The sequence below is a fragment of the Nocardioides sp. cx-173 genome (assembly GCF_021117365.1).
Taxonomy (GTDB): domain Bacteria; phylum Actinomycetota; class Actinomycetes; order Propionibacteriales; family Nocardioidaceae; genus Nocardioides.
In genome coordinates this window covers 1,050,856-1,066,324 of record NZ_CP088262.1, presented here as the reverse complement: position 1 = coordinate 1,066,324, position 15,469 = coordinate 1,050,856, and the positions used below count along the sequence as shown (strand labels likewise).

The window sequence follows — 15,469 nt, the reverse complement described above, 5'->3', positions numbered from 1 at the left end:
CCCAGGGGACCCCATGAAGCTGTCCATGCCGCTCGTCTACGCCGGCAACCCGCGCGAGTCCGCCGACCAGGTGGCGTCGCTGGAGAAGGCCGGGCTGGACACGATCTGGGTGGCCGAGCCCTACGGCTTCGACGCGCCCACCCTCATGGGCTACCTGGCGGCCAAGACCGAGACCGTCGAGATCGGCGCGGGCATCCTCAACGTCTACTCGCGCACGCCGGGCGCGCTGCTGCAGACCGCGGCAGGTCTCGACAACGTGTCGGGCGGCCGGGCCGTCATCGGCCTCGGCGCCTCCGGGCCGCAGGTCATCGAGGGCTTCCACGGGCTGCCCTACGACAAGCCGCTGGGCCGGACCCGCGAGATCATCGAGATCATCCGGATGGGCCTGCGACGCGAGGCCCTCGTCCACGACGGCATCTTCACGCTCCCCCTCCCCGCGGACCAGGGCCTCGGTCTCGGCAAGCCGCTCAAGCTCCTCAACCGGCCCGAGCGGTCCTCGGTCCCGCTGTGGGTGGCGGCACTGGGTGACAAGAACGTCGCGATGGCCGCCGAGGTCGCCGACGGCTGGCTGCCGTTCCTGTTCCACCCCGAGAAGGCCAAGGACGTCTGGGGCGACGCCCTCGCCAAGGGCGCGGCGAAGCGCTCCCCCGAGCTCGGCCCGCTGCAGATCAACGCGGGCGGCATGGTCGCGATCGGCGACGACGTGAAGGGGATGCTCGACTTCATGCGCCCCATGTACGCGCTGTACGTCGGCGGCATGGGCGCCCGCGGCAAGAACTTCTACAACGACCTCGCCTGCCAGTACGGCTACGAGAAGGAGGCCAAGCAGATCCAGGACCTCTACCTCGACGGCCACAAGCGCGACGCCGAGGCCCTGGTGCCCCTCGAGTGGCTCGAGGCCGGCAACCTGGTCGGCCCGGCGTCGTACGTCAAGGAGCGCATCGCCGCCTTCGCCGAGGCCGGCGTCACGAGCCTCTCGGTCTCCCCCGCCTCCGACGACCCGGCCGCCACCATCGCCCAGGTCAAGGAGTGGGTGAGCTGACCCAGGGGCCGCGCGCGTCAGTCGAGCACGAAGCGCGCACTCGGCCACAGCTCGCGCAGGTCGGTGTCCGGGAACCGCGCGGCAACCGCGGTGTAGACGTGCCGGTAGCGCTCGGCCACCTCGCGGGTGATGTCCTCCGGGACGGCAGCGGTCGACCGCCCGGCGCTGTTGAGCACCGTGCCGAAGTCGCCGGGATGCTGGTCGATCCCGGCGAAACGGCAGATCGCGCCGACGGCGCGGTCGGTGAAGAGGCGCTCGTAGAACTCGTAGTGGACGTCCTCGCCGAAGACCTCGTCGAGGACGCGCACCGTGTCCTGGTACTGGTTGCGCAGCGCGTAGACGGGGTCCGCGTGCCGGCGCTGCAGCACCACCTCGCTCGGCTCCGAGAAGCGACCCGGCTCGCGTGCGTCCTGCATCCGCACCTGGGACCACGTGCGCTCGACCGGGTCGCGCAGCAGGAACACCGCAGCCGCGCGGACGCCCCGTCGCTCGAAGCCCCGGCGGATGGTCCGCATCTGGGCCACCGAGAGCAGGGCGTAGTCGGGCGTGAAGTCGCCGGTCACCAGGTGGTCGTCTCGCTGGTGCAGCAGCCCGGTGAAGTAGTCGAAGTAGAAGCGCGGGTTGGCGACCATGCTCAGCCGGTGCAGCACGTCGGCGGCACCGGTCTCGCCCCGGCGTAGGAGCTCGATGGACTCCTCCGCCAGCCGGATGACCTTCTCGCGGGTCCGGCTTTCCGAGGGCAGGTCCCGGGCGTCGAAGACGTGGTACTCCTTGCGGTATCCGTGCGCGAACTGCGGCGACGCCTTGAGGTACTGGTACAGCCAGGTGGTCCCGCCCTTCTGGCAGCCGGGTCCCAGGAGGAACGTCTTCACGGCCGGACCCTAACCGGGCGCCGGGCACCAGGCCACACGCGGCGTCAGGCCGGCGAGTCCAGGACGGCCTGCAGGGCTGCCCGGTTGCGGTCGAGGTCGAAGGCCCACGGGGACTGGAACGCCTCGTAGGACCAGCCGCTCTCTGGGTGCGGGATGTCCGGTTCGCTCCAGAAGAAGTCCGAGCGGGCACCGTGCACGGCGGCGAACAACTGCTCGTTGCGGGCGTCGTACGACGTGTGGTTGAGCACCACCAGGTGCTGAAGGCGCCGCGCGTAGCACAGGTTGAACATGCCGGTGCCGCCGAAGCCGGCCACCACCTCCGCGGCGGCGAAGGTCGCGGCCTGCTGCGCCAGCGACATCGTGCCGGGACGGACCAGGGTGAACCCGTGAGCCTCGAAGAACGCGTCCACCTCCGCCACGTTGCGGCACCGTCGCTTGCCCTCGTGCCGGGTCACGAAGATCCGGCGCGCCGGCAGTCCCGCCACCGCGGTGGGCTCGGCGGCCGCCAGCCCGTCCGCGATCCGCTCCCAGACCGCGCGGATTTCCGGGTGCGCGGAGTAGGGCGACTTGTTGTGCCACATGGGGGTCAGGCCCACCAGGTGCTCCACCGACACCGAGCCCTCGACCCACGTCACGTCGGACGCGGCCACGCCGTAGGCCGCGAGGATGGTCGACTCGGGACGGTCCTCGACCGCCTGCGGGTGCTTGGGGCCGCGGCGGAGCAGGAGCCGGAGGTCCGGGTCGTCCTGCTTGGCGACGTCCCAGCCCCACAGCCGTGAGACCGCCTCGGTCATCAGGTGTCCGTAGTGCCCCGGGTTCTTGTAGTCCAGGTAGTAGAAGCTGCCGTCCAGCCGAGGCCCCTCGCGCAGGTCCTCGGGCCGGGGACGGGCCCAGTCGGCGTCGATGTCCACGAGCCGCTTGTTGACCGGGACGTCCTGCAGGTGCCAGCGGTATGCGTCCGGCAGCAGGGAGCGGCCGTGCCGGGGCACCACGCCCTCGCCGAGCGACAACGCGCCGTCGTAGCGCCGCAGGAGGAGCGGCGGGTACTCGATCGGCGCGGCGAAGCCCTCCTCGTCGAAGCCGTGGCTGGTGGAGCGGGACTCCAGGCGACCGCCGGGGCGATGGGCCAGCTCGGTCACGGCGAGGTCAGGGGCGCGCTCGCGCAGCACCTCCTGCGCCTCGGCGTCGCGCAGCTTGAACCAGTGGTCACCGGCCTTGGTGAGGACCACCCGGGTGGGGGTCGCTCGGATCGCTCCGACGGCGCGAGCGAGCTCCGCGCGCTGTCGGCGCAGCCCCTCGCGGAGCAGCAGGTGCGCGAGGCGGTCCGAGAACACCTCGTCGCCCTCGCGCCGCGCGACGACCCACTCGCCGTCGTGCACCAGGTGGAAGAACAACCGTCTCCAGGACCGCCACTGCACCAGGGGCCGGTCGCTGCGCGTGTCCACGACGACGTCGACGCGCGGCAGCCGTCGCAGTCGCTCGTGGGCCTCGACGCCCGCCACCGTCAGCACCCGGCCCTCGGCGTACTCGGTGCGGGCGAGCCGCTCGGCAACCGACGTCTCGTCGCCGCGCACCAGCATGACCACGACCCTGCCCCGGTGGGGCTCGCTCACGCGGCTCAAAGACCCGACTCTCCTCGCTCGTCCCTCGCAGCGCCCGGGCCGTCGCGCATCCCGAGCCGTTCGGAGGAGCCAGTATGCGCTACTCGCGGCGCCGGGAGCGGGTGATGACCTCGGTGGCGGCCGCTGGAAGCCGGAGACGACTGCCTCGAGCGTCGGCCGGCGCAGGCGGGTTGGCGGTGTGCTCCAGACGGGCCGCGTCCTCGTCGGAGTGCCGGCGCCGGCCAGCCTCTTCGAGCTGGAGCTCCTCCACCCCGCGGGCGGCGAGCTCGTCGACGATGAGCAGCGCGGCGGGCGAGTCGTCGAGACGCGCCTTGAATGCTGACAGTGTTGCTGTCACAGTGGTGCTGGAACCGACCATCCGCCACTCCCCGGAGGCCCCGATGCCCGACAGCCCGACGATCTGCGAGCAGGAGCACGAGGACTTCCGCGCCACCGTGCGCTCCTTCCTGGCGAAGGAGGTCGTCCCCCACCACGAGGAGTGGGAGCGCGACGGCCAGGTGAGCCGCGAGGTGTGGGCGAAGGCCGGCCAGCAGGGGCTGCTGTGCTTCGACGTCGAGGAGGAGTACGGCGGCGCCGGGGTCAAGGACTTCCGCTACAACATGATCGTCGCCGAGGAGATGTGCCGCGTCGGCGCCAGCGGACCCGGCTTCCCGGTCCACACCGACATCATCGTGCCGTACATCAGCCAGCTCGGCACCGAGGAGCAGAAGCGGCGCTGGCTGCCTGGCCTGGTCAGCGGCGAGCTGATCTCGGCGATCGCCATGACCGAGCCCGGTGCCGGCTCGGACCTGCAGGGCATCCGGACCAGCGCCGTCGACAAGGGCGACCACTACGTCCTCAACGGCTCCAAGACCTTCATCAGCAACGGCATCCTGTCCGACCTGGTCATCGTGGTCTGCCGCACCGACCCCGAGGCCGGGCACCAGGGCATCAGCCTGCTCGTGGTCGAGCGGGGCATGGCCGGCTTCGAGCGCGGCCGCAACCTCGACAAGGTCGGCATGAAGGCGCAGGACACCGCCGAGCTGTTCTTCAACGACGTCGAGGTGCCCAAGGAGAACCTCCTCGGCGAGGAGGGCTCGGGCTTCATCTCGCTGATGGTGAACCTGCCGCAGGAGCGGATCTCCATCGCCACGATGGCGGTGGCGGCCTGCGAGCACGTGCTGCGCCTGTGCCTGGACTACGCCAAGGAGCGCGAGGCCTTCGGCCGGCCCATCGGCAAGTTCCAGAACACCCGCTTCATGCTCGCGGAGATGGCGACCGAGGCCCACATCGCCCGGGTCTTCGTCAACGACTGCGTGATGCGGCTCAACGCCGGCGACGTCGACACCACGCTGGCCTCGATGGCCAAGTGGTGGACCACCGAGCTCCAGACCAAGATCGTCGACCGCGGCGTCCAGCTGCACGGCGGCTACGGCTACATGATGGAGTACCCGATCGCGCGGGCCTTCGTGGACAGCCGGATCCAGACCATCTACGGCGGCACCACCGAGATCCAGAAGGAGATCATCGGGCGCAGCCTCGGCATCTGAGCGCGGTTCCTCGGCGAGCCTTGTCCGGGAGTGTGGCGCAGGCCACACTGGCGGCAGCCGACCCCGAGGAGACCCGATGAGCAACGACGTCCTGGCCGAGCGCGCACGCATCGAGGCGGCCATCGCCGGCCAGACCCTGGCCGACGCCCTCCTGCGGACGGTGACCCAGTACGCCGACCAGCCGGCGTACTCCGACCGGCACCACCGCGTCGGCGACGAGGCCTGGCGCACCCTCACGTGGCGCGAGGTCCGCGAGGGCGCCCTGGACGTCGCCGCCGGGCTGATGGAGCTCGGCGTGGCCCGCGGCGACACAGTCGCCGTGATGGCGACCAACCGCATCGAGCACGTGCTGGCCGACCTCGGCAGCGTGCACGCCGCCGCGACCCCGATGTCGATCTACAACACGCTCTCCGCCGAGCAGGTCGCCTTCGTCGCCGGCCACGCCGAGCCCACCGTCGTGATCCTCGAGAACGCCGACCACCTCGCCCGCTGGGGTCGCGCCCTCGACGAGTCCGCAAGCGTTCGCCGGGTGGTCCTGATCGACGCCGCCGCCGCGCCCCAGGGTGACCGCTTCACGACCTGGGACGACCTGGTCGCGTCCGGGAGGGCCTACCGCGCCGACCACGCCGAGGAGGTCGAGTCCCGCCGAGGCGAGCTGACCCCGGACTCGGCGGCGACGATCCTCTACACCTCGGGCACGACCGGCAACCCCAAGGGCGTGGTCCTCAGCCACTTCAACGTGCTCTACGAGGCCCTCAGCACCCTCGAGGCGGCCGGCCTGGAGGGCGGTCAGCGCCAGGTCAGCTACCTGCCCTTCGCCCACATCGCCGAGCGGGTGCTGGGCATCTACGGTCCCCAGTTCGTCGGCGGCCACATCCACTGCATCGGCGATCCCAGCGAGCTCCTCGCCGCCCTGGGCGAGGTGCACCCGACGGCGTTCTTCGGCGTGCCGCGGGTGTGGGAGAAGATCAAGACCGGCCTGTCCGCGAAGCTCGCGGCCGACCCCGACCCCGCCAACGTGAAGATGGTCCAGGACTCGATGGCCGCCGCGCTGGCCTGGGTGGAGGCACAGGAGTACGGCGCCACGATGACCCCGGAGATCGACGAGGCCTACCAGGCCGCCGACGCCGCGATCCTGGGCTTCCTCAAGCTGCTGCTCGGCCTCGACCAGGTGACCTGGGCGGCCTCAGCAGCCGCCCCGATGCCGCTCGAGGTCGCCAGGTTCATGGCCGGCCTCGGGCTCAAGGTCTACGACGTCTACGGCATGACCGAGACCTGCGGTGCCGTCACGGCCAACGGTCCCAGCGGCTTCAAGCTCGGCACCGTCGGCAGGGCCACGCCCGGCATGGAGCTCCGCCTCGGCGACGACGGCGAGGTGCTGGTCCGCGGCCCGGTCAACACCTCCGGCTACCACCGGCAGGAAGAGGCGACGCGCGCGCTGATCGACGAGGACGGGTGGGTCCACACCGGCGACATCGGCACCGTCGACGAGGACGGGTTCTTCTCGATCGTCGACCGCAAGAAGGAGCTGATCATCACCTCCGCGGGCAAGAACATCGCGCCGTCCAACATCGAGAACTACCTCAAGGAGTCGCCGATCATCGGCCACGCGATGGCCGTCGGCGACGCCCGGCCGTACGTCGTCGCCATCCTCACGCTGGACTCCGAGGTGGCACCCGCGGTGGCCCAGCAGCTGGGCGTGGAGTTCCAGGACCTGGCCGACCTGGCGCAGCGGCCGGAGATCCTGGCGATGGCCCAGGCGGCCGTCGACTCCGCCAACGAGCGGCTCTCGCGACCCGAGCAGGTCAAGGCCTTCGAGCTCCTGCCCGTGGAGTGGACCGCGGAGTCCGAGGAGCTGACCCCGACCCTCAAGCTCAAGCGACGGGTGGTCAACCAGAAGTACTCCGACGTGCTGGAGCGCCTCTACGGCTGAGGGCCCGACTGGTCCAGACCAGTGCGGCGGGCGGGTCCCAGCGTGACCGCCCCCGGTGTCAGGAGAACAACCGCAGGTCACAGGCGGGGTCGCCGATGAGTTGGCGGCGACCCCGGAGTCAGATCGGGGAAATCCCTGATGCGGACCGTCCGCGCCCACTGAGAGGCTCCCCCTCATGCATCGTCAGATCGCCGGCAGGCTCACCAGCAAGGTCACCAAGTGGATCGTGCTCGCCGGAGCAGTCGTCATCGTCGGGCTGATGGCCCCGCTCAACGCCCAGCTCATCGACGTGCAGAACAACGAGGCCTCCTCCTGGCTGCCCGAGTCTGCCGAGTCGACCAAGGTGCTGGAGGAGCTCACCGGCACCGTCGACCCCAACGACATCCAGACCCTGGTCGTCTACCACCGCGAGGGCGGGCTCACCGACGAGGACCTCGCGGCGATGGACGAGCAGGCGGCCGAGATCGCCGAGATCGACGGGGTCACCGACGCGGGGGTGCTCTCGCCCAACACCGCCGAGCAGGCCGGCGCGCCGGTCCAGCTGGTGGCCGAGGACGGCGAGGTCGCCAACCTGGCGTTCACGTTCAACTTCGGCGACGACGGCTGGATGAAGATGCCGGACGCCGCGGCGGAGGTGCGCGACATCGCCCAGCTCGACGGGGTGACGGTGCACCTCGCCGGCTCGGGCGGGCAGGCCGCCGACGCGTCGGAGGCCTTCGAGGGCATCGACACCAACCTGATCTTCGCCACCCTGATCGTGGTGGTCGTCATCTTGCTGTTCACCTACCGCAGCCCCGTCCTGTGGCTGCTGCCGATCATCTCGGCCGTCTTCGCGTACATGATCTCCGGCGGGGTGGTCTACCTGCTGGCCAAGTACGCCGACCTCACGGTCAACGGCCAGAGCCAGGCCATCCTCGGCATCCTGGTGATCGGCGCCGGCACCGACTACGCGCTGCTCCTGGTCGCGCGCTACCGCGAGGAGCTGCGCCGCCACGAGGACCGCCACGAGGCCATGGCCGTCGCCCTGCACCGGGCCACCCCGGCCATCCTGGCCAGCGCCGCCACCGTGGTCATCGGCCTGCTGTGCCTGGTCTTCTCCGACCTCAACTCCACCGCTGGTCTCGGTCCGGTGCTGGCGGTCGGGGTGTCGGTGACCTTCCTGGTCATGGTGACCCTGCTGCCGGCCCTCCTGGTGATCTGCGGCCGGTGGATCTTCTGGCCACGACGGCCCACCTTCGGCTCCGCCGAGCCCACCGGCACCGGGTTCTGGGCCAAGGTCGGCCGCTGGATCCGCCCGCACCCCCGCCGGGTGTGGATGGTGACGACCGGGCTGCTGCTGCTCGCCTGCCTCGGGCTGTTCAAGCTCGACCCGTCGGGTCTGGCCCAGGACGAGCAGTACACCCAGGAGTTCGACTCCATCGCCGGCCAGAGCCTGCTCGCGGAGCACGGCCTCGCCGACACCTCCAACACCGTGCAGGTCGTCGCCGACAGCGACCGGGCGCCGGACGTGGCCCAGGCCCTGTCCGACGTCGACGGGCTGGGCGACGCCGGCCAGCCCCAGGACATCGGGGACGGCCGGTCGTTCTTCACCGCCACGCTGGAGAGCGACATGTCCTCGACCGCCTCCTTCGACGCCGTCGAGGCGGCGCGCGAGGCCGCGTCGAGCATCGACGGGGCCGACGCGCTGGTGGGTGGCGGCTCGGCCTTCTACCTCGACACCAAGATCGCCTCCGAGCGCGACAACCGGGTGATCATCCCGATCGTCCTGGCCGTCGTGCTGCTGATCCTGATGATCCTGCTCCGAGCCCTGGTCGCGCCGCTGATCCTGATCGGCACCGTGATCCTGTCGTTCGGCGCCGCCCTGGGGATCTCCGCCCTGATCTTCTCGGAGGTGTTCACCCGGATCGGGCTGTTCGAGGTCAACGAGGGCTTCGCCCACGCCGACCCGGGGTTCCCCCTGTTCGCCTTCGTCTTCCTGGTCGCCCTCGGGATCGACTACAACATCTTCCTGATGACCCGGGTCCGCGAGGAGACCGTCAAGCACGGGACCAGGCGCGGCTCGCTGATCGCCCTCTCCTCGACCGGCGGGGTGATCACCTCCGCGGGCGTGGTGCTCGCGGCGACCTTCCTGGTCCTCGGCTCGCTGCCGCTGGTCTTCCTGGCCCAGCTCGGGGTGGCGGTCGCCCTCGGGGTCCTGCTGGACACCATGATCGTCCGCTCGGTCCTGGTCACCGCCATCAACCTCGATCTGGGGGGAAGGATCTGGTGGCCGAGCACGCTGGACCGAGCCGGCCACGAGGTCACCACGGCCGAGGCGCCGGGGGCGACGGAGAAGGTCCCGGTCTGAACGACAGGCGCCCGGTTCCAGCCGGTGGGCCGGGGGTCTCCCCCAGCCCGCGCGTGCCTATCCTGGGCGCAGTGACCGAGCAGCCGACCCCCCAGCAGATCCGTCGCGCCCTGGCGCGCGCGGAGCGGGCGGCCGCGCTGGACGTGGCGGAGGCGACGGTCCTGCTGGCGGCACGCGGCGAGGACCTCGACCGGCTGACCGCGGCGGCCGGGCGAGTGCGCGACGCCGGCCTGGTCGCGGCCGGCCGCCAGGCGGACGGGCGCGGGGTGGTCACGTACTCCCCCAAGGTCTTCATCCCGGTCACCAAGCTGTGCCGCGACCGCTGCCACTACTGCACGTTCGTGGAGTCGCCGGGCCAGCTGCGTCGGGCCGGCCACGAGATGTTCCTGTCCCCCGACGAGATCCTCGAGGTCGCGCGTCAGGGCGCCGAGCTGGGCTGCCTGGAGGCGCTGTTCACGCTGGGCGACCGCCCCGAGAACCGCTGGCCCGAGGCCCGGGAGTGGTTGGACTCCCAGGGCTACGACTCCACGCTCGCCTACGTCCGCGCGATGGCCGTGCGGGTGCTGGAGGAGACCGGCCTGCTGCCCCACCTCAACCCCGGCGTCATGTCGTGGGAGGAGATGAACCGGCTCAAGCCGGTCTCGCCGTCGATGGGGATGATGCTCGAGACCACCAGCCGGCGGCTGTTCGAGACCAAGGGCGAGGCGCACTACGGCTCCCCGGACAAGGACCCCGCGGTCCGACTGCGGGTCCTCGAGGACGCCGGCCGGCTCTCGATCCCGTTCACGACCGGACTGCTGGTCGGCATCGGCGAGACGCTCCAGGAGCGGGCCGAGACGATCTTCGCGCTGCGCAAGGTCTCGACCCAGTTCGGGGCCGTGCAGGAGGTCATCGTCCAGAACTTCCGCGCCAAGCCCGACACCGCGATGCGCCACGCCGACGACCTCGGGCTCGACGACTACCGCGCGGTCATCGCGGTCACCCGCCTCGTGCTCGGACCCAAGGCGCGGGTCCAGGCGCCGCCCAACCTCGTCGACCTGGCCGAGTGCCGGGCCCTGCTCGCCGCCGGGGTCGACGACTGGGGCGGGGTCTCGCCGCTGACGCCCGACCACGTCAACCCCGAGCGCCCCTGGCCGTCGCTCGAGCGGCTGCGGGAGATCACGGCGCAGTGCGGGTTCGAGCTGCAGGCCCGATTGACCGTGCACCCCGAGTACGTCCGCGCCGGCGAGCCGTGGCTGGACCCGCGGGTCTCGGCCCACGTGGCCGCGTTGGCGACCGAGGACGGCCTCGCGCGGCCCGGCGCGCGGCCGGTCGGGCTGCCGTGGCAGGAGCCCGACGGAGGCTTCGCGAGCGTGGGGCGCACCGACCTTCATGTCGCCGTCGACGCGCAGGGACCCGGTGGGGGCCGCAGCGAGGACCGCCGCTCCGACTTCGCCGACGTCTACGGCGACTGGGGCTCGGTCAAGGAGGCGGCCGGGACGACCGGGGCGCCGGCGGTGCTGCACGCCGAGGGCCGCGAGGCGATGGCCGCCGCGGAGGCCGACCCGGGCGGCCTCTCCGACGAGCACGCCTACACGCTGATGAGCGCCGAGGGGGCGCTGCTCGAGCAGGTCACCCGGCTCGCCGACGACCTCCGCCGCGAGGCGGTGGGCGAGACCGTCACCTACGTCGTCAACCGCAACATCAACTTCACCAACGTCTGCTACGTCGGGTGCCGCTTCTGCGCCTTCGCCCAGCGCCGCACCGACGCCGACGCCTACACGCTGTCCCTCGACGAGGTCGCCGACCGCGCCGCCGAGGCCTGGGACCTGGGCGCGACCGAGGTCTGCATGCAGGGCGGGATCGACCCCGAGCTGCCGGCGACGGCGTACTTCGACCTGGTGGCCGCGGTCAAGCGCCGCATCCCCGACATGCACGTGCACGCCTTCTCCCCGATGGAGGTCGTCAACGGCACCGCGCGCACCGGCCTGTCGATCGAGGACTTCCTGATCAAGGCTCGTGAGGCCGGACTCGGATCGCTGCCCGGCACCGCCGCGGAGATCCTCGACGACGAGGTCCGCTGGGTGCTGACCAAGGGCAAGCTCCCCACCCGGACCTGGATCGAGGTGGTCTCCACCGCGCACCGGGTCGGCATCCCGACCACCTCGACGATGATGTACGGCCACGTCGACAATCCGCGCCACTGGGTCAACCACCTGCGGGTGCTCACCCGGATCCAGGACGAGACGGGCGGGTTCACCGAGTTCGTCCCGCTGCCGTTCGTGCACACCTCCTCCCCGATCTACCTCGCCGGTGTCGCCCGGCCCGGGCCCACCATGCGCGACAACCTCGCGGTGCACGCGATGGCCCGGATCCTGCTGCACGGGCGGATCTCGAACATCCAGACCTCGTGGGTCAAGCTCGGCACCGAGGGCACGCAGGCCATGCTGAACGCCGGGTGCAACGACGTCGGCGGGACCCTCATGGAGGAGACCATCTCCCGCATGGCGGGCTCCGAGCACGGCTCGGCCAAGACCGTGGCCGAGCTCCAGGAGATCGGTGCCGGCATCGGCCGCCCGGTCCGCGAGCGCACGACGCTCTACGCGTCACGCTGAGCGCCCCGTCGCCGCCGTCCCATCGGCGTAGCAGACAACAAACTCGACCGCACTAGCCGACCACGGTCGACCGCGCCAGGGCGGTCCAGACCAGCGCTCCCCCGCGCCAGGACACAAATCGGACACGTTCTGGGGCGCGGGTAGACGTGACCGCGATCACTCTTTATGTTGTGCGAGACAACAAACAGGCGCAACTTTCTTTGGGGGAGGCCGCGCCCAACACCGCGAGGAGGCGGTTCGCGTGAAGCGAAAGCACAGTTTGGTAGTCGCAGGGCTCATGGGCGTCGCCCTCACCCTGTCGGCGTGCGGCAATGACGACGGGGCCTCGGACGACAGCGGGGGCGGCGGGGGCGGCAGCGCCGCCGAGGGCAAGGTCGGCGTGATCCTGCCCGACACCGAGTCCTCGGTCCGCTGGGAGACCGCGGACCGGCCGGCCCTCGAGGCGGCCTTCGAGGAGGCCGGAGTCGACGCGGTGATCCAGAACGCCGAGGGCGACGCGGGGAAGATGACCCAGATCGCGGACACCATGATCGGCGACGGCGTGACCGTGCTGGCGATCGTCAACCTCGACTCCGAGTCAGGCGCCGCCATCCAGGAGAAGGCCAAGACCGCCGGTGTCGCGACCATCGACTACGACCGCCTCACGCTGGGCGGCTCCGCGGAGTACTACGTGTCGTTCGACAACACCGTGGTCGGCGAACTGCAGGGTCAGGGTCTCGCGGACTGCCTCGGTGACAAGGCCGCCAACATCGTCTACCTCAACGGCTCGCCCACGGACAACAACGCCACGCTCTTCGCCGAGGGCGCGCACAGCGTGCTCGACGAGATGACCAGCTTCAAGGTCGTCGGCGAGCAGGCCGTCCCCGACTGGGACAACGAGCAGGCGGCGACGATCTTCCAGCAGCTCTACACCGCCGCTGACGGCAAGGTCGACGGCGTGCTCGCGGCCAACGACGGTCTCGGTGGCGCCGCCATCGGCATCCTCGAGGGCAACGGACTGGCCGGCAAGGTCCCGGTCACGGGTCAGGACGCCACCGTCGAGGGCCTGCAGAACGTCCTCGCCGGCACCCAGTGCATGACGGTCTACAAGTCCGCCACGCAGGAGGCCAACGCGCTGGCCGAGACCGCCATCGCGCTGGTCAACGGCGAGGACGCCGAGACCACCGGCACCACGGTCGACTCCTCCGACGACAGCGAGGTCCCCTCGATCCTGCTGGAGCCGCAGTCCATCACCAAGGACAACGTGGGTGACGTGATCGCCGACGGTGGACAGAAGATGGAGGACGTGTGCTCCGGCGAGTACGCCGCGATGTGCACCGAGGCCGGGATCTCCTGACCGCTTGACCTGAAGGACGTCCTGGCCACCGCCGGGGCACCTGCACCGATCGGCGTCCGGGCCACACTCGGCCCGGACGCCGATCGGCTCACCGAACAACGCTTCTGAGGAGAGTGGGCATGACACAACCGCTGCTCGAGCTGCGCGGGGTCAACAAGAGCTTCGGCGTCGCGCACGTGCTGCACGACGTCGACTTCGCCGTCTACCCCGGCCAGGTGACCGCCCTCGTCGGCGACAACGGAGCCGGCAAGTCGACCCTGGTCAAGATCATCGCCGGCATCTACGGCCGCGACACCGGCGAGTACCTGTTCGAGGGCCACTCGGTCGCCGTGCACGGCCCCCGTGACGTCGCCGCTCTCGGCGTCGAGATCGTCTACCAGGACCTCGCACTGTGCGACAACCTCGACATCGTCGAGAACATGTTCCTGGGCCGCGAGGAGACCCACGGGATCGTGTTGGACGAGGTGTCCATGGAGTCTCGCGCACGCGAGACCCTGTCGTCGCTCTCGGTGCGCACGGTGAAGTCCGTGCGCCAGCACGTCGCCAGCCTCTCCGGCGGCCAGCGCCAGACCGTCGCCATCGCCAAGGCCGTGCTCTGGAACTCCAAGGTCGTGCTCCTCGACGAGCCGACCGCCGCCCTCGGAGTCGCGCAGACCCGCCAGGTCCTGGACCTGGTCCGTCGTCTGGCCGACCGCGGCCTGGGCGTGGTGCTGATCTCGCACAACATGGGCGACGTCATGGAGGTCGCCGACCGCCTCACCGCCCTCTACCTCGGCCGTGTGGCGGCCGACGTCCTCGTCAAGGACGTCACCCACGGGCAGATCGTCGAGCTCATCACCGCCGGGCGCTCCGGGAACCTCGGCATCGCCGAGAACCCCGCGACCGCGACCGTCTGACCAGGAGACCACTCATCATGACTGTCGAATCCGACACGCCCGCGAAGGCCGACGACGGCGCCTTCTCCAGCGACACCCGCCAGGCGGTGACCGTCGCCGACTCGGCGCGCGACTACCTCAACCGCCTCCGGGGCGGCGACATGGGCTCGCTGCCCGCCGTCCTCGGGCTGCTGGTGCTCTTCGTGGTGTTCTCGTCGCTGCACGACCGCTTCCTCACGATGTACAACCTCGGCAACCTGGCCATCCAGGCCGCCTCCATCATCGTGCTGGCCATGGGCCTGGTCTTCGTCCTGCTGCTGGGCGAGATCGACCTGTCCGCCGGCGTGGCGGGCGGCGCCGCCGCCACCGTCACGGCGCTGGTTCTGATCGACCACGACTGGACGTGGTGGCTGGCCACGCTCGCCGGCATCGCGGTCGGTGCCGTCATCGGCGTGGCGATCGGGTCGCTCGTGGCACTCCTGGGCATCCCCTCGTTCGTCGTCACCCTGGCCTTCTTCCTCGCCCTCCAGGCCGTCCCGCTGAAGCTGATCGGCTCCGGCGGCTCGCTGCGCTTCAACGACGAGGTGCTGCGCGGCCTGTCGATCAAGAACGTGCCGGTGACGGCCGGCTGGATCGCGGCCGTGGTGATCGTCCTCGGCTTCGCAGCTCTCGCCCTGTGGCGCTACCGGTCCCGCTCGGCCCAAGGCCTGGTGCACCAGCCCCTGCCCCTGGTGATCCTCCAGATCGTCGTCCTCGCCGTGATCGTGCTCGGGGTCACCGCGCTGCTGAGCACCAACCGCGCCCCCAACCCCCGGCTGTTCAACATCAGCGGCATCCCCTGGGTCCTGCCAGTGGTGGTCGCGCTGCTGCTGTTCTGGACCTTCGTGCTCACCAGGACCCGCTTCGGGCGGCACCTCTACGCGGTGGGCGGGAACGCCGAGGCGGCGCGCCGCGCCGGCATCAACGTGACCCGCATCAAGATCTCCGCGTTCGTCATCTGCTCGGGCATGGCCGCCGTCAGCGGGATCCTGTCGGCGTCGTACACCGGCAAGGTCTCGCCGGGCTCGGGCGGCGGCAACGAGCTGCTGTACGCCGTGGCCGCCGCCGTCATCGGCGGCACCAGCCTCTTCGGGGGTCGCGGCCGGGCGATCGACGCCGTCATCGGCGGTCTGGTCATCGCGTCCATCCCGAACGGGCTGGGGCTGCTCAACCAGGCGGCCTACATCAACCTCCTGGTGACCGGCGGGGTGCTGCTGCTGGCGGCCAGCGTGGACGCCATCTCGCGCCGCCGTCGCTCCGCGGCGGGCGTCTAGGCCGAC

The 15,469-nt window shown here is 70.9% G+C and carries 11 protein-coding genes; 8 read left to right on the top strand and 3 right to left on the bottom strand.

Annotation, left to right across the window (positions count from 1 at the left end):
- Positions 1–13 precede the first annotated feature (13 nt).
- The gene (locus LQ940_RS05135) at positions 14–1,042 is read left to right on the top strand and encodes an LLM class F420-dependent oxidoreductase (protein ID WP_231242124.1); all 1,029 of its coding nucleotides are present in this window, start codon (positions 14–16) and stop codon (positions 1,040–1,042) included.
- Between the two features lie 17 nt (positions 1,043–1,059).
- Here LQ940_RS05135 and LQ940_RS05130 read toward each other — a convergent pair whose 3' ends face one another.
- The 3 genes from LQ940_RS05130 to LQ940_RS05120 all read right to left on the bottom strand — a co-directional run bounded on the left by LQ940_RS05130 (position 1,060) and on the right by LQ940_RS05120 (position 3,873).
- Positions 1,060–1,914 carry a sulfotransferase gene (locus LQ940_RS05130; protein ID WP_231242125.1) on the bottom strand — a complete coding sequence of 285 codons (855 nt, stop codon included), beginning with the start codon at positions 1,912–1,914 and terminating at the stop codon, positions 1,060–1,062.
- Between the two features lie 44 nt (positions 1,915–1,958).
- Entirely contained in the window at positions 1,959–3,527 is a 1,569-nt protein-coding gene (locus LQ940_RS05125) for a glycosyltransferase family 61 protein (protein WP_231242126.1), read from the bottom strand.
- Positions 3,528–3,615: 88 nt separating this feature from the next.
- The gene (locus tag LQ940_RS05120) at positions 3,616–3,873 is read right to left on the bottom strand and encodes a hypothetical protein (RefSeq protein ID WP_231242127.1); all 258 of its coding nucleotides are present in this window, start codon (positions 3,871–3,873) and stop codon (positions 3,616–3,618) included.
- 43 nt (positions 3,874–3,916) lie between these two features.
- On the opposite strand from LQ940_RS05120, the gene LQ940_RS05115 reads away from it, so the two are divergent.
- The 7 genes from LQ940_RS05115 to LQ940_RS05085 all read left to right on the top strand — a co-directional run bounded on the left by LQ940_RS05115 (position 3,917) and on the right by LQ940_RS05085 (position 15,463).
- Positions 3,917–5,065: an acyl-CoA dehydrogenase family protein gene (locus LQ940_RS05115; protein ID WP_231242128.1), complete on the top strand. Its 1,149-nt coding sequence runs from the start codon at positions 3,917–3,919 to the stop codon at positions 5,063–5,065.
- Between the two features lie 76 nt (positions 5,066–5,141).
- On the top strand, positions 5,142–6,998 hold the full coding sequence (locus LQ940_RS05110; RefSeq protein WP_231242129.1) for an AMP-dependent synthetase/ligase: 1,857 nt from the start codon (positions 5,142–5,144) through the stop codon (positions 6,996–6,998).
- 175 nt (positions 6,999–7,173) lie between these two features.
- Complete coding sequence (locus LQ940_RS05105) at positions 7,174–9,345, top strand: MMPL family transporter (protein WP_231242130.1); 2,172 nt, start codon at positions 7,174–7,176, stop codon at positions 9,343–9,345.
- A gap of 71 nt (positions 9,346–9,416) precedes the next feature.
- Positions 9,417–11,939: a bifunctional FO biosynthesis protein CofGH gene (locus LQ940_RS05100; protein WP_231242131.1), complete on the top strand. Its 2,523-nt coding sequence runs from the start codon at positions 9,417–9,419 to the stop codon at positions 11,937–11,939.
- 277 nt (positions 11,940–12,216) lie between these two features.
- Entirely contained in the window at positions 12,217–13,275 is a 1,059-nt protein-coding gene (locus LQ940_RS05095) for a sugar ABC transporter substrate-binding protein (protein ID WP_231242132.1), read from the top strand.
- Between the two features lie 119 nt (positions 13,276–13,394).
- A complete protein-coding gene (locus tag LQ940_RS05090) occupies positions 13,395–14,171 on the top strand; it encodes an ATP-binding cassette domain-containing protein (RefSeq protein WP_231365072.1) in 777 nt (258 codons plus the stop codon).
- A 17-nt stretch (positions 14,172–14,188) separates the two neighbouring features.
- Positions 14,189–15,463 (top strand): sugar ABC transporter permease, encoded by a 1,275-nt coding sequence (locus tag LQ940_RS05085; RefSeq protein WP_231242134.1) that lies wholly within the window; start codon positions 14,189–14,191, stop codon positions 15,461–15,463.
- The last annotated feature ends 6 nt before the right edge of the window (positions 15,464–15,469 follow it).